We start from the raw sequence: 18,809 nt of genomic DNA on the forward strand, positions 1-18,809 counted from the left end.
ATGTAATAATAATTATATATATTCATCAAAATGAAAAAGAGCCCTGTTTTTTTAGGGCTCCTTATTATAAATTTATTTATATAATCTTTTGATTAAATTATTTATGCTGCTTCAGCATCTTTTTCAAAGCTACTAACAAATTTATTCTTTTTAAAAATCACATTTATTAATGACTTAATTAGAAATCCACCGATTAAAAAAGCAAACATAAATGTTAACATTATTCTAATATCTTGATGAAGCACTGAAGAATTTATACCAGATATGATCATTCTTAGTGTATTTATTGAATAAGTCATTGGGAAAACATGTCCTACAACTTTATAGAATGTCGGTGCAGTTTCTATAGGGAATGTTCCACCTGAAGATGAGAGTTGAAGTAAAAATACAACAAACATAATTGGTGTACCTATAATTCCTATTGCATAAGATACTCCATACATTACACTAAAGAATACTACTGATATAAACATATTGCTTAAATAAAAATTAGGTATACTTGTTACATCAATTTTTAATCCTTTTACTAATGCAAAACTTAAAATTAAAGCTTGAACTATTGTCATTAATGAACCTGCTGCAAACTTTCCAATAAAGCTCTTTAAAAACTTATTTTCTACAATATCTAGACGTTTTATGATAGACATTATTAGGTTTACAAACATAGCTCCAAGCCATAATGATAATGAAACAAAATATGGCGCCAAACCTTCTCCATAGTACTTAACTCCGTTTATAGAATTATCCTTTAAGGCAACTGGTTCAGAAACGAATTTAGACATGTCATCAGCAGTAAATTTAAGATTACTATTCATTTCATTATATCCATCATTTAATCCATTACTAAGTTTTTCAGCTCCATCATTAGCATCCTTTAATCCATTTGCTAAATCTACAGAACCACTATTTAACTTATTTAAACCTTCGGCTAAACCTATACTTCCAGCATTTGCAGTTTTTAAACCCTCTTTTAATGAATTAGTTCCATTATTAAGCTGACCCAATCCATTTGAAAGCTCACCAGTTTTTTCTGTAGCTGTCTTTAATCCTCCAAGTATTGCTTCATTTCCGCTCTGTATTCCTTGAGCTCCTACTAAAAGCCTATCTATACCTGCAACGGCTGATTTTTGTGACTCTCCTAATCCAGTAACTACTTGATCAACTCCATCTGAAACTCCCTTGGTACCTAGTTGTAATAACTCCATGTTTTTATCTAAATCATCAGCTACGTTTGCTGAGGCTTTTAACTGATCACCAATATTTGAGCCAATATTAGAAGCATTTACATTATCTATAATTCCTATAGCATTAATTAATGAATCTTTATCTGACTGACTCATATTTGAATTGTTAATGCTATCTACTTCTGCCTTTAATAGTACATCAGCTTGATTAATACCACTTGAAGCTAATTTAACTCCATCACCTGCAGATGTAAGTTTAGTTTTCAACGTAGTATTTAGCTCATCTGTACCTTGCTTAATCAAAGATGCATTTTTACTAACCGCAGATGCACCTTTTTGTAGTTCGTTTATCTTATTATTAGGTTGTGATAATCCAAGCTTTAGAGTATTCAACCCATTGATTAATTCTCCTGAACCTATATATAATTTTTCTTCACCGTATGAAAGTGTATTTAATCCATCTTTAAGATTTTTAGATCCATTTGCAGCTGAACCTAATCCACTTGAAATAGAATCACTACCATTTAACAATTGTCCAATTCCATTATTGAGACTTTTCGAGCCATCATATGCTTGTCCAACACCTTTTGATAATTCATTTCCACCATCGAGTAACTTTTGTGTTCCGTCTTGTAGCGTGCCAGCTCCCTCTCCAGCATCCCTTATTGAAACTTTAACATCATAAAGGTTGTCCACTAATGCTTTTGAGATTTCCTTTTGTATATTTGAACTCACTTCTGATTTAAGACTTTCAGCTACCCTTTGAGAAATTTGAGAAAATATGAAATTTCTTCCTGTATTACCTTCATATATAACTTCTGGTATATTAAATTGTCCATCCTGAGCATCAGCTATCTTCTTAGAGAAGTCTTCTGGAATTACTATCATTGCATAATAGTCCTTGCCTTCTACCCCTTTTTTTGCTTCATCATAGCTTACAAACTTCCAAGACACTTTATCATTATCCTTAAGATTTTCTTCTAATTCCTTACCTACTTCATAAGTTTTGTTATCTTTAGTAACTGATTTATCTTGATTTACAAAAGCAACTGGTACATTTTTAAGACTACCATATGGATCCCAAAAAGCACCTAGATATATTGAAGAATATAGCATAGGTATAATCATAACTGCAGCAATTGTTATCGCCAAAATAATTTTCATTGACTTCTTGCTGTCACTTGAATTTTTTAAACTCATTTAAGTTCCTCCTTTATTTATCTTACGTAATTAACTAAGAATATTATTAAATTTACTATTAGATTTTTGTTTGCTACTACAGAACTTTATACCTTCAAAATTACTTAAACTTAAGTTATTTCCCAGAATCTCTAGTTGCCTTCAATTGAGTTAATAAGTAGTTTTATTTTTTCTATTGGTTCCTTTAATGTAAGAAAATAAATATTTTCAGCCCCTACTTTTCTACTGCCTACAAATCCTGCCTGTTTTAAAACTTTTAAATGATGAGAAATGGCTGGCCTTGATAGTGGCATTCTTTCAGTTATCATATTAACATTAAGTCCTTCAAGTTCTTGTCCTAACAGAATTATAATATTTTGTCTTATCTCATCTGCTAAAACGCTAAAGAAAGGAATACATTCCTTAAATTGCTTTAAAATATCTTCTATGTCTCTCTCTCTTTCCATATTTCACCTCAAGAATGTTTATTGGTTTAATCTATTAAACATATTATTATTTTTATTTTGCCCTGTCAACGGATAAAAATAGCAAAATGTAACTATCCTCTATTATTTACATTTTTGAAAAATTTATATTATTTTTATTAATCCTTTATTTATGAACCTGTAAACTTTTTCTCTGAAAATGGATTGTTGATTATTTTTGTATTTGTTAAAGTTGTATGAACAAGCTTTTTAAAAGCAATTCTTCACTCTAATAATGCCATGTGATTTAAGTTTTATCACATGGCATTTTTTTAAATATTATTTTCCTATAAAAGTTCCCATTCCATTATCTCCAGTATATGCTGGTGCTCCAGGGACAGTTACATAACAGACTACAACTTTATATTCTTCCCCTTTAGGTATACTTTGACTAAATGTTATTACAAATGTTTTTTGTGAACCAGCTACAGGGCTTATTTTAGCCAAATTATCTTTTAGAGAATTGTTTTGATTAACCTTATCATTCTTACCAAGTGTTGCTATACCTTTTGGAGTAACATTTTTAACATCTTGTACCCAGTAGTTTGTTATTTTATTTCCAAGCTTTGTATCTACGTCTTTATCATAGGTTACTTGCACTTGATTTGGTGCTGTCTGTTCAACTTTTACAACCATTGGAACAGGAAATTTTTTGTCCATTTCTTTTGCAATTGAAATATGATTATAATGATCCATAATCGGTCTTGCACTTACCTTATTTCCATAAAATAGTTGACCTGTTATTACTGTACATAGTATTAAAGCACAGTTTAAATACCTCTTCATAAATACCTCCTAAAATAAATTAATAAATTTACGTACAAAAATATCTTCTCCATAATATTTAAAAATATAAATTTTATTCTTTACATATTATCCATAAAAAGAGAGCTTTCGCTCTCAATCCATTACTTGCTTTTGCCCTTTATTCCATTTCCTTGACGTTCACTACTATCAGTTCTTTTAGTTCCAACATTAACTTTTTGCTTATTTTGTTCTTTATTATTACCTTTATTCATAAATAATCACCTCACTAAATATTATATTTTCCTTTTAAAGTGTTAATATTCGTTTTTCTACACCAAAGTAACATATAAAACTAAAAGTATAATATGAAAAACGGTGTTCATAATAAGATTGAAAGGTGGCTTTATAATGAAGAAATTAATCATTTTATTTTTTACTTGCTTATGCATTTCATTTAATATTTCAACCTTGGCTCCTAATGCTGCTCCAAACTCCTTAAAGGAAGGAATATATAAATTATCTGATTTACCGCCCTCAAAGAATAGAGTTTACACTTGTCAAAATATTTCTAAAAAAGAAAGCGTCTTAGTTGTACTATTTGATGATCATCAAATAGCTATACAAGGAATTAGACTTGATCCATCATCAACTAAATACAATTTACTTCCGATGAAAGATGATTACCGACTTGTGATCTTGGGAAAAGGAGAAGTATATATATCATAAATGATTTTGTAAATTTAAGTAGAAATAATTTATTTCCACCTCTTAAGTACTAAAAAAATGCCACAATCTTCTTTATGAAAGTTGTGGCATATAGCTTGCTATTTATTTTCGTTTCGATTGATCATTTAAATTTTTTATCTCTTGTATATCACTAGAACTTGTCATTCCAAAACCAGATGGGTTATTTGGAATTCCTGATTTAATTGAGCTATATGTATTATCCGTCTGCCTTGATTGAGCATTAAGATTTTTTATCTCTTGTATATCACTTTCATTAGATGAAGTTGAACTAAAAGTTGATGCCGTACTTCCCCCTTGTTTTGCTTGAGCATTTAACTTCTTAGTTTCTTCAATTGTTTTTTGACTACTCATAATAAAATTCTCCTTTTCATACTATATATTTTGTTGTCATTGATATTGAATTTGACTCACAAGATATATTATTTCTTGTTGCATGTTACATATAACAAGAATGTTGTTACTATTATACCTATGTTTCATATGTAAAGAAGATTAAGGAAATGCTTAGCTCTTTAGTATAGCAAGCTATGAATTTCTATTTTCAGAAATTTCCCTTTTTCAAACAGTTGGATATCTACTCCAACTGTTTTTCTATATAGTAATTCTCCACTCTCTTATTTAAAATCTTAAATATAGAAAATCCAATCAATGCACCTAATGTATTTAAAATCACATCATCAATATCCACCGATCTAAAGTTTCCTAAATAATATGATATGTATTGAAGGAATTCAATTAATAACGATACTGAAAAGCAAAGAAGTATAACACTTCTATAACTTCTAAATTTATTAGTGATTATTGGAGCCAGAACCGATAAAGGAGCTAGTAGTATTAAATTACCTAAAATATTTATTATCCAAAACTCAATCATATAATGTCTTAAGTCCATTCTTGCATTAATCATATCTTTCACTGTATTAAATACTGGAACTATATTAGGTTCAGGCCTGTCCAACATAGTTCTACCAGAAGTGTTGATAAATAGTGGAAGTAATGTAACCGAAATTAATACTATTAAATAAATAAAAAGTAGTACTATGCTTACTTCTTTATAATCTATAAATTTCTTATTTTGCGATTTTACTTTGAAATATCTAAAAACTTCAATGATAATCACTAATGGAATACCTATTATAAATGCTACTATTCTGTTAATAAACATATTTTTTCTTTAGAGAAAGTACCAAACTTCCTCTAAAATTCACCTCTTTTCTTCATACCTATTTTTTAGAACTTCACTGCTTCATAATTTGGTTATACTCCTTAGTAACGCAGGTGGCTGTAAAAGAATATAATTAACTTACTTAAATTTATAAGTGACAATTCTAGATATCACTATTCCTAATGATATAATGGATATTGTTCCAATCAAGGCTAATATATTGAGAATTTTGTTTGTTTTCTCTTTCAATATTTTAGAAAACACCATATAACATCCTATGCCTACAGCACCGCCAAGTGTATTGCTGATTAAATCTGTTATATCAGTTCCACCAATTGCAAATATGAATTGTAATAGTTCAAATAATAGACTAACTCCTGCTATTGTTATGATTTTTTTACAAAAGGACCAATTATGCTTTATCATACTCAAGTATAATCCAAAGGGCATAAATACTATGATATTTAGAATTATCTCGGTATAATCCAGTTGATTATTTCTAATAACAGAACCAGCAAAAGGTATCAAATTCACTCCTCTAAAATGTGGTAAAGTATTAAAAGATAATTGCAATTTAAATAAAATAATCCAAATTAAAACTAAAAAATATACTACGAATAATCCAAATGTTAGTTTTGCTTGATTGTTTTTGTTTATTTCCATGTCTACTCCTAATAAAAAAGTTTTTATATTCATTTATCTAATTGCTTTCTTAGTTTATATAGTTCTATTACTACAGCTGTATTGGTTTTGATTATAAATTATGTTTTAGGCCTGTACAATACTTGCAGCTCATTCTTAATGTTTCGTAAGGTTTTCTTCATTTATATTTAATTAACATAACTTTATTTGAATTTTTTTAAGTTTATTGGCAATACTGTAATGTGTAATAATTTTCTAATTGGAGGTATATCTTATGGAAACTACAATAATGGCTATAACTATTGACCCTAGAACTGCGCATGCTCCACAAGTTCAAACTGTATTAACTAAACATGGTTGCATTATTACAACAAGGCTTGGGTTACATGAGACTAGTGAAAAATCATGTTCTGAAAGAGGATTGATTCTTTTACATATCAATTCAGAATCAAATGAAGTTGAACAACTTGAAAATGAGCTAACAGAAATTGAAGGTGTTAATGTTAAATCTATGACTTTATAAAATAGCTAAATGACTTCTATTCAACATAAATTAAAGGAGCTTAGTAAAATCTAGCTCCTTTAACATTTAATTATTTTATAATCAATCTTCTTATTCATTATATTATATAAAGTGTCTACAAAAACCTTACTTCCTTCTAATGTATTATAATACACGGCTATTTGTTTTGGATCAAAGCCTTCGATTACTTCGTCTTTTATTTCAACCTTTGGTAATATATAACGAACTCTAGTTATATTACCATACTTATCTATTCCAATTATTAATTTATCTCCAGCTTTTAGTGTAAACATTGAATTGGGATAAAGTATATTTTGTACTATTCCTAGACCATCTTCAACCTTAAATGGAAGTGCATATACACTCCAAACATTAGCTATTTTGATATGCTCACATACCAAGATAATATTACCTACCCAAGTAATTACTGCCCCCGCAGCAGTTATATATTTATGAATATTTTTTAAGTTTCCAGTTCCTATTGGTGCTCCTTGATCTCCAATAATGCTTGTTACTTGAATAGTCCCTGCTCCATCACAAGGCAAGGTGTAATCTGGTCTATTTCCATCATCAACTGAACAAGTGTATCTCTTTAGGCAAACACATCTTTTTAAGCAATGTCTCATATTATTTTCATCTCCTTAATTTAATAATATGAAACCTAAAATATATTTGTTCGATACATTAATTTAACTATTAAGTTCTATCTATCCTAATGGAAACTTTACTTGAATGTCTAGTTTATCATCCACTAATGTCGCTTCTACGCTTCCGCCTATCTGGTCTACTAAAATCTTTACGATGGATAAGCCTAATCCCGTGCTATTATTCCTTGCTTTATCTCCAGTATAGAACCGTTCAAATATTCTATTAACCTCTATCTTCTTAGAATCTTCAACTGGATTTCTAAATGATATTACCGCATCTTTCTTTTTTAACACTTTAACTTCTATATCTCCGCTTGAATGCTGAATGCAATTTCTTATTAGATTTTGAATGATTCTCTTAACCATTTCTTTATCAACATATACATAAATAGGTGGTGTTTCTTCAAATTTTAGCTTCAAATTCCTTTCCTCTAATGAAGGAATAGATGAAACTAAGCATTCTGTCACCATTTTTGTTATGTTTATGGATTCTAATTTAAGTTCTGGATCTGTATTTATAAGGTATGAATACTCGAAAAAATACTCAATTAATTTTCCTAATTCTTGCGTATGTTTTTGAGCAATTTCAAGCTTATTTCGCTGATTATCATTTAATTCACTTTTTTCCATAAGCTGCTGATATCCCTTTATAGCAGTTAATGGTGTACGTAAATCATGTGAAATATTAGCGATTAACTCCTTAACCCGCTTCTCCTCATTAACACTTTTAAGACGGAGGGTTTCCTCCGCCTTAAGGCATCTATTTATATTTGCCCCCAAAGTATTTAGTTTTCTACTTTGAAGTGCTAAACTTATTGGTTGACGCGTTTTGTCTTGTAGCCTTTTATCTAATTGCTTATTTATATTTTTAAGTTGCAGCTCCATAAAGACTATATATATTGCGAGCAAAATTATTATAATTATTAAAATGCAAACTGCAACCATCATAAGCTTTTACCAACCTTTCATTACTTAATTTCTGCTTTTCTAAAAACACTATATGAAACAAGCATCATAATGACTATAAATGCTAAACTAACAATAAGCGCTTTAAATATATCTCCTACTCCAGAATCCAAAGTTAAAAAAGTATAGTTTCCTCCATATGGTGTCCAAGAGAAAATATCACTTAGCACTTGAAACTTATCTTTTAGACCTACTAATTGAGCAAAAAGAATAGTAATTCCATAATAAATAGCAATAACAAATACTGGTCTTCTGATAGTAAGCGAAATTGGTATACATATACTTAATTGAGCACCATATACAACTATCAATGTTAAGATTATCGCAACAAGTTTCCCTACATAACTTAATGTCAAGGTTACTCCAGAATTCCTAGTAATCAAGTTTAAAAAACCTACTCCTACTGAACCCATACTAAATTCTAAACCTGAGTTTAAAGAAATTACTGCTACTAATGCATAGGGGATTAATAGAATTCCTATAGAAATTAAAAACACAATTGATTTTCCTGCAATAACTGTACCCCTACTATATCCGCTGGAAATTGCTGTATGAATAACTTTATTATCAAAATCACCACATATGAATATCCCTGCAATAACAGCACCAATAATGCTCATCATATTTATATCTGAGAACATAAATCCTATTCCAGTCATGCTTTTGTCAATCGTCCCTTTAGGAATAAAATAGGCCATCAGTGCCATTACAATTGAGCTAAATGTTGTAATTCCAACAAGAACTTTAACAGCAAATGACTTTCTTAACTTAAATATGTCTGCTTGGATTAAATTAAGCACTTTGCCCACCTCCTATAACTGAAATAAAGAAGTTCTCAAGAGTATCTCCTTCAACTGAAAAATTTGTAACTATTATCTCATTATCATAAATAGCTTTAGCTACAGTTTTTTTATCATCAAGATAATCATATAGCTTTACACTTTTATCAGGCATGACTTTATAGTTTGTTGTATTTAACTTCATCTCTAAGACTCTTGCTAGTTTTTCTGTTTCATCACATTTAATAAGAATATGATGCTTGGACTTTTCCTCCAGTTCAGAATGTGTTAAAGTCTGCTTAATTTCCCCTTTATGAATAATAATATAATCTGTTGCAGTCTGATATAACTCCGGCAAATTATGACTTGATATTAGTATTGTCATTTGCTTATCTTCACATAATTTTTTTAATAGATTTCTTATTTCCACAACTCCCATTGGATCTAGTCCATTAATTGGCTCATCTAATATAAGAAATTCAGGATTTCCTATTAGAGCAATAGCAATCCCTAAGCGTTGCTTCATTCCTAATGAAAAGTTTTTTGCTTTCTTTTTCCCTGTTTCACTTAAGCCCACTAACTCTAAGAGTTCATCTTCTATCTCCTTATTTGGAATCCCTTTCATTACTCTATAAAGTCTTAAGTTTTCTTTTGCAGTCATGTTAAGTGTAATGCTAGGATATTCAATCATGCATCCAAGTCTTTTTCTTTCCTTTTGCAAAGACTTCTCCTCTGCATTTCCGAAGAGTTCAATACTTCCACTTGTCGGGAAAGAATGTCCTGCTATAATACGCATAAGTGTGGTTTTTCCTGCACCATTTTGTCCTATAAGTCCATATATTTTACCCTCTTCTAATGTAAGAGACACATCGCTTAAAGATTTTATTCCATTATAGCTTTTAGTCAGGTTATTTGCTTTAAAAACATATTCTTTCATTTTCATCACCTGTCCTTTCTATAATCAGTTTAGTGTATAATGGTTTAGAAAAGGTTAAGCTATCCGAAAAGTTGTAAAGAAAAAGATAATTTATTCTTTATATAATCTATAACCTAGACCCCATACAGTTTCTATATATTCTTCTTCTGGATTTGCTTTTTTAAGTTTAGTACGTAAATTACTCATATGGGTTTTTACAGCATTATCATCTCCAAGATATTCTTCTTTCCATATGGATTCATATATATTACCTTTTGAAAATACCTTTCCTTGATTTTGCATTAATAGTTCAATTATTAAATACTCTTTGGCTGTTAAATCTAACTCACTATCATTAACTATAATGCTTTTTGTAGCGGTGTCTAACATCATATCCTTATACTGAAATATTTTATCTACTTTCTTTTGTCTATTTAATCGTCTTAAATTTGTTGCTACTCTAGCTGCAACTTCACCTAAGTCAAAGGGTTTTGTAATATAGTCATCTGCTCCCAGTTTTAATAAATCAATTTTAGTTCCAACCATATCTTTAGCCGATATAATAATCACAGGTATATCTGAGAAATCTCTAATTTCTCTTAAAATCTCATCCCCACTTTTATAAGGAAGCATAATATCTAATAAAATTAAGTCATACTCGTGAGTTTTAGCTTCCTTAATTCCCTCAATACCATTAAAAGATGATTTTATTAAATACCCTTCAGAACTTAATGCTTCTGCTAACATCATATTTACATCTTTATTGTCTTCAATAATAAGTATTTTTTCCATTTTATTCACCCAATTATTTTATATTTATAAACTTATTAATTACCAAAATATCACTAATTATATCATAGGTATAAAATTCTATAAATAGAAACTCTTAATGTATACAGAAAAAGCAATAGGATGAGTTTTCCTATTGCTTTAATTTACTATTTATTAATCTTAACTGAAGTAGAGATATTCTCTTCTTTTCCTGAAGAATTGATAATATTAAATGTTACATTAATAGTTTTTGCAGACTTAAGTTCACTTCTAAATCCTGTTTTATCTAAGTCTAAATAGTAGTTAAATTCATAGCCTTTTCCCTTTTTTAGTTCAGATACTTTTTCTTCCTTTTCAGATGGATCAAGTACTTCATATAATTCATCTGCTGATAAACTTAAAACATTATTTGCTACTTTAAATACAGTCTTATCTGAGCTTATTGTATTAGTTGCCCAGCTCCAATTAAACTTTTTATTAGAACTTTCAGAACTAAACATAACTTTATTTATTTTAATGGCTTCATTCACATCAAATACTAACTTAATATGGCCTTCTTTTTTTCCGTCTTCAAGGCAGTATATTTCTCCCCCTACTCTTCCCCAAAAGTCTTCATCTAGACCTAGCCAACTAGCTTCCTTAAATTCCACACTTTTTACTTTTTTAGTTTCATTTGTATCTTTCGTATCTTTTTTATTATTTGCCTCTTTTTCTTCTGCAACCTTATTACTTGTATTAACAACAGCATCATCTTGCGATTCTGCTGTCTTTTTATTGTCTTGATTATCAATTGCTTTATTATTACTACAACCAGTTGTTATAAATAATAATAAACCAAGTATGCTTAATAAGAATACTTTTTCTTTAACTTTTTTCATTAATTAAGCCTCCAATTTTTTTTAGTATTATACATTATATAAACATATCCATAATTTAGAATATAAATACATTATTACCAACTTCTCAAGTATGTTTCAAAAGTATATAAAAAAAACAATAGGGCTACTTGAGCCCTATTGTTTTGCTTTACTCATAAAATTACTACTATTTGAGTTTGACTTATTTTCTTCAGTATTTAAAACATCAATATCATTAGTAAAGCCTCTATAATTTATAGCTTTATTTGTTTTATTATTTTTATTATTTTTATTTCTGTTCATATTATACTCCCTTCACGATAAACTAATTTTTTTAATAAATTATCCTTCATAGTTTTTGCATATTTAATTGCTATATGTGTGGAAGTTTTTTCACCTTAGAACTTATTACTATATAAAATAAAGCCAGAGATTATATAAATCTCTGACCACAAGATAAGTGTACTTCTGGAGACTTTAACTTCATTTTCGGAGTAATCCTAAAATATAGTTGTTATCAAAATCTGTTCCCATAAGAATCACCTCTCTCAGATTATATTATGTGCAATATAAAGTTAACTATACATGAAGTTTAAGTTTAGTAAAACTCTTATTTTATTCCTAATTTTTCTCTTAATTCTGTTATTTCCGTAGAACTTGCAAGCATGTTTATATCTTTCCTGTCGACAACTACTTCTCCACTTGAATTAATTGAAGCTATATGAGTTTCTCCATTAGTGTATATATCTCTATTATCATTTTTATCTAATTCATCAACAACAATTGCATAATATAGATTATTATTGCCGTCTATAAATATTGCTAAATCAGATGCAAATTCATATCTTCTATTTTGTCTACTTTTCTTATAATAATCATCAATCACAAGATAAACCTCAAATTTATCTAGTTTTTGTAGTTCATCCTTTAATTTTTTATTTTTATCTTCTTCTTTTTGTTTTTCTATTTTTTCTTTTTCAAGCTGTTCAGCCCTACTAACCTCACTTTTAATATTTCCTTCTAATTCACTAATTTGTGCTTCTACTTCTTTAAACTTTTTTTCTTCTATTAATGATTCACATTCACTAATCTTAATTTCAATTTCATTCTTCTGAATAGCTGTTAATTTTGATAAATCAATATCCTCTACTTCTTTTAAATTTTTATTTAAGATATTTATGTTTTCTTTAATTGATTTGTTTTTATTATATATAAATATAATTGCAATAAATAATACAACTAGAACTATACCACAAATAACCCATAATACTTTACTATTTCTATTTAGCTTTATCATATTACCTCCTTTTGAATGATTTTATTATTACTCATTAAGATTATATTTATATATATGAACTAATATTTATAAGTTCCATAAAAACAAAAAAATACTCAAGGGATAAATCTAATTATCCTTTGAGTATTTATAATTATTTTATTAGCTTTCCATAAACATCTTCATATCATCTTCAACATTAGTGATTCCACCAATACCAAAGTTATCTACTAATACCTTAGCAACATTTGGTGAAAGGAATGCTGGAAGTGTTGGTCCTAAATGAATGTTCTTAACACCTAAGTATAATAATGATAATAATACAATTACAGCTTTTTGTTCATACCAAGCTATGTTGTATGATATAGGTAATTCATTAACACTCTTTAATCCAAATACTTCTTGCAGTTTTAAAGCTATTACAACTAATGAATATGAATCATTACATTGTCCAGCATCTAATACTCTTGGAATTCCGCCAATATCACCTAGGTTTAACTTGTTATATTTATATTTAGCACAACCTGCTGTTAAAATAACTGTATCTTTTGGTAACTTTTCTGCAAATTCTGTGTAGTAATTTCTTGATTTAGCTCTTCCATCACAACCAGCCATTACAAAGAATCTCTTTATTGCACCAGTTTTAACTGCATCTACAACTTTATCTGCTAGTGCTAAAACTTGGTTATGAGCAAATCCACCAACGATTTGTCCTTTTTCAATTTCAGTTGGAGCTTTACATTTCTTAGCCATTTCAATGACTTTTGAGAAATCTTTTGTTCCATCTGCTTTAGCTTCTATGTGAGCACATCCTGGCATTCCAGTAGCTCCAGTTGTAAATAATCTATCTTTATATGAATCCTTAGGTATAACTATGCAATTAGTAGTCATAAGAATTGCTCCGTTAAACTTTTCGAATTCTTCTTTTTGTTTCCACCATGCGTTACCATAGTTTCCTGCAAAGTGGCTATATTTTTTAAACTTTGGATAGTATTGTCCAGCAAGCATTTCTCCGTGAGTATATACGTCTACTCCAGTTCCTTCTGTTTGCTCAAGTAACAATTCTAAATCTCTTAGATCATGTCCTGATATTAATATTCCTGGGTTTTTTCTAACTCCAATATCTACTGTTGTTATTTCAGGGTGTCCATAAGTTTCAGTATTAGCTTTATCAAGTAATGCCATACCATCTACACCAAATTTTCCTGCTTCTAATGCAAGTGCAACTAAATTGTCAACAGTTAAACTATCATCTATTGTAGCTGCTAATGCTTTTGACATAAACGCATGAACTTCTTCATTATTGTATTTTAAGTTCATAGCGTGCTTCATGTAAGCAGATAATCCCTTAAGTCCATAAGTTATAAGTTCTCTTAAACTTCTTATATCTTCATTCTCTGTTGCAAGTACTCCAACTTTTTCAGCTTTAGCATCAAATGCTATAGTATTATCAGCTGTCCATGCTACTGCATCTGGCATGATAACTTCTGTTGTTTGCATTCCAAATATTTTTTTGAAGAAACCTCCTGTAATTCTTACTTCTCCAACTTGGCCGCCAGCTTTAACAACTTTATGCTTTAACGCTTCTCTTAATCTTAAAGTTTCTTTTACTCTATCTAAAATAGAATCTCTATCAAAATTTGCATTTGTAATTGTAGTGAATAAATTCTCTACTATATATTTATCAACTTTAGCATCTGTAACTCCAACTTTTCTACCTTCATTACTTACTATAGCTAGTCCCTTAGTTACATATATTAATAAATCTTGAGCTTTTGCTACATGCTCGTCTTTACCACATACTCCTACTTTAGTACAACCTTTGCACCCAGCAGTTTCTTGACATTGATAACAAAACATTGACATATTATGTCCTCCTATTTCTCTATTAGCTATTTCTATATTCAACGTTTTAAATCATACTATATTACTTTGATTTATTCTGTAACTTAAGTTACTAATAAAAAATTAATGATTTATTTTTTTATTTTTATTATTAAAAAAGTGTTTTCATAATAATATTAAGGTGGTATAATATGGATGTGTTAAAAATATGCGGGTGTAGCTCAATGGTAGAGCCCTAGCTTCCCAAGCTAGTTACGTGGGTTCGATTCCCATCACCCGCTCCAAAATAATAAGTATTGGTTAAGAACACTATAAGTAATTTAAGGACTTTGGATTTAATTAATCCTAAGTCCTTTTTTATATTCACTTATCCTAATAAAATATATTTTCCTATACACTATCATTTATAAATTTATTTTCATATTATAAACCATGAAATTTATTACATTGGAGGAATTTTATGAAAAAACTAAAGGTAGTTCTCGCAGCTATTTTATCTCTTTTACTATTAGTTCCTTTCTCAGGCTGTGCTAAAAAATCTACTCCTGAAGGTACAAAGGAATTAAAAAAGGTAAGATTAAATGAAGTTGTTCGTTCAGTTTTTTATGCACCGATGTATGTTGCTATAAATAATGGTTATTTCAAAGATGAGGGCATAGAAATAGACCTTTCTACTGGACAAGGAGCCGACAAAACCATGCAACAGGTTTTAAGTAAAAATGCTGATATTGGCTTCTGTGGACCAGAACAAGTTGTTTACATTAATAATCAAGGTAGAGATGATTACCCTATTCTTTTTGCTTGCTTAACTCAAAAAGATGGTTCTTTCTTAGTAAGTAGAACTGATGAAAAAGATTTTAAATGGGAATCTTTAAAGGGTAAGACAATAATCGGAGGAAGACCTGGTGGTGTTCCAGAAATGTCTTTAGAGTATGTTCTTAGAAATCATGGATTAGAACCTGGTACAGATGTTAAGTTTGTTACAAATCTTGACTTCACAGCAACTGCTGCAGCATTTAAATCTGGTACTGGAGACTATGTTGCTCTATTTGAACCTACTGCTTCCGTACTTGAAAAAGATAATGGTGGATATATAGTAAGTTCAGTTGGAAAGGAAGCTGGTCCAATAGCATATACAGCATTCTTCTCTACAAAATCTTACATGGATAAGAATCCAGATACAATCCAAGGCTTTACTAATGCAATTTATAAAGGACAACTATGGGTAGCTTCTCATTCTGATGAGGAAGTTGCAAAGACTATAAGTTCCTTCTTCCCAGGTACTGATGAATCAATATTAGTAAATGTAGTTAAAAATTATAGAAGTATTGAAGCATTCGCTCCTGATCCAACAGTAAAAGAAGAGAATTTAACAAAATTGATGGATGTTATACAGTCCTATGATAAAAAACTTATACCTACCCGCCCAGCTTATGACAAAATAGTAAATACAGATTTTGCTGCAAAGGCAATTAAAGATGTTAAACTAAATAAATAACTTAAAGGTTTTGAGGATTGCTCCTGCAGTCCTCCTACATAATATAAGGTAGGTGAGCTTATGAGTTTATTAGAACTAAAAGATATAAATCTTAATTATCATTCAAAATCCGGAGAAATAAAAACACTAACTAATATAGATTTAAAGTTAAATCAAGGAGAATTTATTACAGTTCTAGGCCCATCTGGTTGTGGTAAATCTACTCTATTGAATATTATAAGTGGGCTTATTCCCCCATCCTCAGGTGACATTACTTTCAAAAATGAATCTCTAGAATTAAATAAAGATAAAATGGGTTATATGTTTCAAAAGGATCACTTATTTCCTTGGCTTAGCGTTTGGAATAATGTAATCTTACCACTAAAAATCAAACATGAACTTAAAAAGGAAAAACTCGAAAAAGCTGAAGAGCTTTTAAAGGCATATGCTTTATGGGAATTTAAAGATAGATTACCCACTGATTTATCTGGTGGTATGAGACAAAGAGTTGCACTAATTAGAACCTTAACTTTAGATCCTGAGCTATTACTATTAGATGAACCTTTTTCAGCATTAGATTATCTAACTAGACTTAAGGTATGTGATGAAGTTTATGAAATTATAAAAAAGGAAGGTAAAACAGCTATAATGGTAACTCATGATATTAGTGAGGCTATTTCTTTATCTCAAAGAGTAATAATATTATCTAGAAGACCTGCATATGTGAAAAAAGAGCTTACTATAAACTTTTCTGAAGCTGCTGATACTCCATTTAAAAGAAGAAAAGAAGAAAACTTCAGAAAATACTTTGATGAAATATGGGGGGATTTAGATGAGCAATAAAACAAATGAAATTTCAGAAAGTCAAAGAAGTTATCTAAAGAAACTTAAAATTGAAAGATTCAAAGTTGGATTTGTTAGGATACTTATTCTTGTTGTTTTTATATTATTGTGGGAAATAGCCGCTGACAACAAATGGATAGATCCTTTTTTGACTTCTTCACCTTCTAGAATAATGAAATCAACAATTAATCTCTATAATGAAGGAATATTGCTAAAAAATATATGGGTAACATGTTATGAAACCATATTAGGCTTTACTATAGGAACAGTACTAGGAACATTTATAGCAATTATTTTATGGGCATCTCCTTTTACTGCTAAAGTTCTAGATCCATATTTAGTAGTATTAAATGCATTACCTAAAGTAGCCTTAGCTCCTATAATTATATTTTGGGCTGGTAATGGTATAAGATCAATCATTGTTATTGCTTTGTTAATTTCAATAATCGTAACAATTATAAGTGTAGCTTCTGGCTTTAATGAGGTAGATAAAGAGAAGATTCTTCTTTTAAAAACCTTTAATGCAAATAAACTTCAAATATTAAGACACTTAATTATTCCAGCCTCCGTCCCCACATTAATATCTGCACTAAAAATTAACGTTGGTCTATCATGGGTTGGCGTTATAATGGGAGAATTCTTAGTTGCAAGAGAAGGTTTAGGCTTCTTAATTGTATACGGAGGACAAGTTGCTCAGCTAGATATGGTTATGATGAGTATAATATTATTATCAATAATTGCTTATGTCATGTACAAGTTAGTATGGCTCGTAGAGAGAAAAATATATGCAAGTTACGAATAAATGTTGGTAATTATTTATCCTCCATAGTATAATCAATATATATTGTATCGATTTCAATCCAATATATATAACTTTGATATGGGGGATAGACGAATGAAAAAAAATACTTTATTAAGTGCTTTTTCAAAATTAGATGGAATTTTATTAGTAGTTGTACTTATAGGATCTTTCTTAAATCCGATATTAGGTACGGTTTTGGGATGGGGACTAGTAGTATTTCTAATAATTGAGCATAGAGATGGAGTTGCAGCCTTTTTAGGAAACTATTACTATCACAATAAAAAGTATTCAAAAGCTATTAATTGGTATAAGACTGCTTCAAAAATAAAAGGAACTAATATAAAGAATGTAAAGAATTATGTGTTTTTGGAAATAAACTTTGGCTCTATTGATGAGGCTGAAGCTAATCTTAAAGTGCTAATTGAAAAGAATCAATATAAAGATAATAATCTTATAGAAATAAAACTAACTGAAGCAATGATCTATTGGAAAAAAGATGATTTAAACCGTGCCATAGAAGTTTTAAGACCTTTAATGAACGATTTAAATAGCTCTGCAATTCATGGAACATTAGGTTATTTATTAAACTATAGTGATGATTTAGATGAAGCTTTAAGTTTTAACTTAAATGCAAACACTTTATATCCTGAAGATATTTTTATAAAATCTAACTTAGCACAAAGCTATTATTTCAAAAAAGATTTTAATGAAGCATCTAAACTTTTGGATATGTTACTTGAATCACATCCAAGATTTCCAGAACCTTATTATTTTAAAGCTATGATTTTAAAGTCAGAGGGCTTAACAAAAGAAGCTTTTGAAATGTTTGATAAAGCTTATAAAATGCCTGCTGCAACCATGAGCTACGTAACAAAGGAAAGAATAAAAGAAGATTCTAAGGATGTAAATCCTAAATATAATAATGAAGAAGAACAAGAATAAAAAAATGCGACAAATG

21 protein-coding genes and 1 tRNA gene are annotated in these 18,809 nt (G+C 29.4%); 7 read left to right on the forward strand and 15 right to left on the reverse strand.

The annotated features are described in order from the left end of the window. Positions 1 to 101: 101 nt before the first annotated feature. From JK634_RS05145 to JK634_RS05155, 3 genes are all read right to left on the reverse strand, one after another. Complete coding sequence (locus JK634_RS05145) at positions 102 to 2,384, reverse strand: YhgE/Pip family protein (RefSeq protein ID WP_202766549.1); 2,283 nt, start codon at positions 2,382 to 2,384, stop codon at positions 102 to 104. A 131-nt stretch (positions 2,385 to 2,515) separates the two neighbouring features. Beyond that, a complete protein-coding gene (locus JK634_RS05150) occupies positions 2,516 to 2,830 on the reverse strand; it encodes an ArsR/SmtB family transcription factor (RefSeq protein WP_202766550.1) in 315 nt (104 codons plus the stop codon). A 297-nt stretch (positions 2,831 to 3,127) separates the two neighbouring features. Continuing rightward, positions 3,128 to 3,634: a hypothetical protein gene (locus tag JK634_RS05155; protein WP_202766551.1), complete on the reverse strand. Its 507-nt coding sequence runs from the start codon at positions 3,632 to 3,634 to the stop codon at positions 3,128 to 3,130. 369 nt (positions 3,635 to 4,003) lie between these two features. Between JK634_RS05155 and JK634_RS05160 the strand changes: the two genes are divergently transcribed. Next, positions 4,004 to 4,321, forward strand: a complete 318-nt coding sequence (locus JK634_RS05160) for a hypothetical protein (RefSeq protein WP_202766552.1) — start codon at positions 4,004 to 4,006, stop codon at positions 4,319 to 4,321. A gap of 102 nt (positions 4,322 to 4,423) precedes the next feature. Here the strand turns inward: JK634_RS05160 and JK634_RS05165 are convergent, their stop codons facing one another. The 3 genes from JK634_RS05165 to JK634_RS05175 all read right to left on the reverse strand — a co-directional run bounded on the left by JK634_RS05165 (position 4,424) and on the right by JK634_RS05175 (position 6,170). Continuing rightward, on the reverse strand, positions 4,424 to 4,693 hold the full coding sequence (locus tag JK634_RS05165) for a hypothetical protein (RefSeq protein ID WP_202766553.1): 270 nt from the start codon (positions 4,691 to 4,693) through the stop codon (positions 4,424 to 4,426). A 223-nt stretch (positions 4,694 to 4,916) separates the two neighbouring features. Next, positions 4,917 to 5,507, reverse strand: a complete 591-nt coding sequence (locus JK634_RS05170; protein WP_202766554.1) for a VanZ family protein — start codon at positions 5,505 to 5,507, stop codon at positions 4,917 to 4,919. A gap of 138 nt (positions 5,508 to 5,645) precedes the next feature. Beyond that, positions 5,646 to 6,170: a VanZ family protein gene (locus JK634_RS05175; RefSeq protein WP_202766555.1), complete on the reverse strand. Its 525-nt coding sequence runs from the start codon at positions 6,168 to 6,170 to the stop codon at positions 5,646 to 5,648. A 253-nt stretch (positions 6,171 to 6,423) separates the two neighbouring features. Here JK634_RS05175 and JK634_RS05180 point away from each other — a divergent pair, with 253 nt between their 5' ends. After that, positions 6,424 to 6,672 carry a CPF_0552 family protein gene (locus JK634_RS05180; RefSeq protein ID WP_202766556.1) on the forward strand — a complete coding sequence of 83 codons (249 nt, stop codon included), beginning with the start codon at positions 6,424 to 6,426 and terminating at the stop codon, positions 6,670 to 6,672. A gap of 59 nt (positions 6,673 to 6,731) precedes the next feature. Here JK634_RS05180 and JK634_RS05185 read toward each other — a convergent pair whose 3' ends face one another. The 9 genes from JK634_RS05185 to hcp all read right to left on the reverse strand — a co-directional run bounded on the left by JK634_RS05185 (position 6,732) and on the right by hcp (position 14,750). Beyond that, positions 6,732 to 7,298, reverse strand: a complete 567-nt coding sequence (locus JK634_RS05185; protein WP_202766557.1) for a hypothetical protein — start codon at positions 7,296 to 7,298, stop codon at positions 6,732 to 6,734. Positions 7,299 to 7,379: 81 nt separating this feature from the next. Then, on the reverse strand, positions 7,380 to 8,204 hold the full coding sequence (locus JK634_RS05190) for a sensor histidine kinase (protein WP_338031208.1): 825 nt from the start codon (positions 8,202 to 8,204) through the stop codon (positions 7,380 to 7,382). Between the two features lie 83 nt (positions 8,205 to 8,287). Continuing rightward, a complete protein-coding gene (locus JK634_RS05195; RefSeq protein WP_202766559.1) occupies positions 8,288 to 9,085 on the reverse strand; it encodes an ABC transporter permease in 798 nt (265 codons plus the stop codon). Next, positions 9,078 to 10,001 (reverse strand): ABC transporter ATP-binding protein, encoded by a 924-nt coding sequence (locus JK634_RS05200; RefSeq protein WP_202766560.1) that lies wholly within the window; start codon positions 9,999 to 10,001, stop codon positions 9,078 to 9,080. The genes JK634_RS05195 and JK634_RS05200 overlap by 8 nt, the downstream gene beginning before the upstream one ends. Before the next feature lie 90 nt (positions 10,002 to 10,091). Beyond that, the gene (locus tag JK634_RS05205; RefSeq protein WP_202766561.1) at positions 10,092 to 10,772 is read right to left on the reverse strand and encodes a response regulator transcription factor; all 681 of its coding nucleotides are present in this window, start codon (positions 10,770 to 10,772) and stop codon (positions 10,092 to 10,094) included. 146 nt (positions 10,773 to 10,918) lie between these two features. Beyond that, positions 10,919 to 11,629 (reverse strand): hypothetical protein, encoded by a 711-nt coding sequence (locus JK634_RS05210; RefSeq protein WP_202766562.1) that lies wholly within the window; start codon positions 11,627 to 11,629, stop codon positions 10,919 to 10,921. A gap of 135 nt (positions 11,630 to 11,764) precedes the next feature. Then, a complete protein-coding gene (locus JK634_RS05215) occupies positions 11,765 to 11,911 on the reverse strand; it encodes a hypothetical protein (protein WP_202766563.1) in 147 nt (48 codons plus the stop codon). A gap of 307 nt (positions 11,912 to 12,218) precedes the next feature. Further along, positions 12,219 to 12,905: a hypothetical protein gene (locus JK634_RS05220; RefSeq protein WP_202766564.1), complete on the reverse strand. Its 687-nt coding sequence runs from the start codon at positions 12,903 to 12,905 to the stop codon at positions 12,219 to 12,221. A gap of 141 nt (positions 12,906 to 13,046) precedes the next feature. Continuing rightward, a complete protein-coding gene (gene hcp, locus JK634_RS05225; RefSeq protein ID WP_202766565.1) occupies positions 13,047 to 14,750 on the reverse strand; it encodes a hydroxylamine reductase in 1,704 nt (567 codons plus the stop codon). 189 nt (positions 14,751 to 14,939) lie between these two features. Between hcp and JK634_RS05230 the strand changes: the two genes are divergently transcribed. The 5 genes from JK634_RS05230 to JK634_RS05250 all read left to right on the forward strand — a co-directional run bounded on the left by JK634_RS05230 (position 14,940) and on the right by JK634_RS05250 (position 18,793). Then, positions 14,940 to 15,013: transfer RNA gene (locus tag JK634_RS05230), tRNA-Gly, on the forward strand. Between the two features lie 176 nt (positions 15,014 to 15,189). Further along, positions 15,190 to 16,227, forward strand: a complete 1,038-nt coding sequence (locus tag JK634_RS05235; protein WP_202766566.1) for an ABC transporter substrate-binding protein — start codon at positions 15,190 to 15,192, stop codon at positions 16,225 to 16,227. Between the two features lie 60 nt (positions 16,228 to 16,287). Further along, a complete protein-coding gene (locus tag JK634_RS05240) occupies positions 16,288 to 17,049 on the forward strand; it encodes an ABC transporter ATP-binding protein (RefSeq protein ID WP_202766567.1) in 762 nt (253 codons plus the stop codon). Continuing rightward, on the forward strand, positions 17,039 to 17,851 hold the full coding sequence (locus JK634_RS05245; RefSeq protein WP_202766568.1) for an ABC transporter permease: 813 nt from the start codon (positions 17,039 to 17,041) through the stop codon (positions 17,849 to 17,851). The genes JK634_RS05240 and JK634_RS05245 overlap by 11 nt, the downstream gene beginning before the upstream one ends. A 93-nt stretch (positions 17,852 to 17,944) precedes the next feature. After that, positions 17,945 to 18,793, forward strand: coding sequence for a tetratricopeptide repeat protein (locus JK634_RS05250; RefSeq protein WP_202766569.1), 849 nt, complete (start codon positions 17,945 to 17,947; stop codon positions 18,791 to 18,793). Positions 18,794 to 18,809 lie beyond the last annotated feature (16 nt).

It is taken from the genome of Clostridium paridis (assembly GCF_016765615.1).
GTDB lineage: Bacteria > Bacillota > Clostridia > Clostridiales > Clostridiaceae > Clostridium_T > Clostridium_T paridis.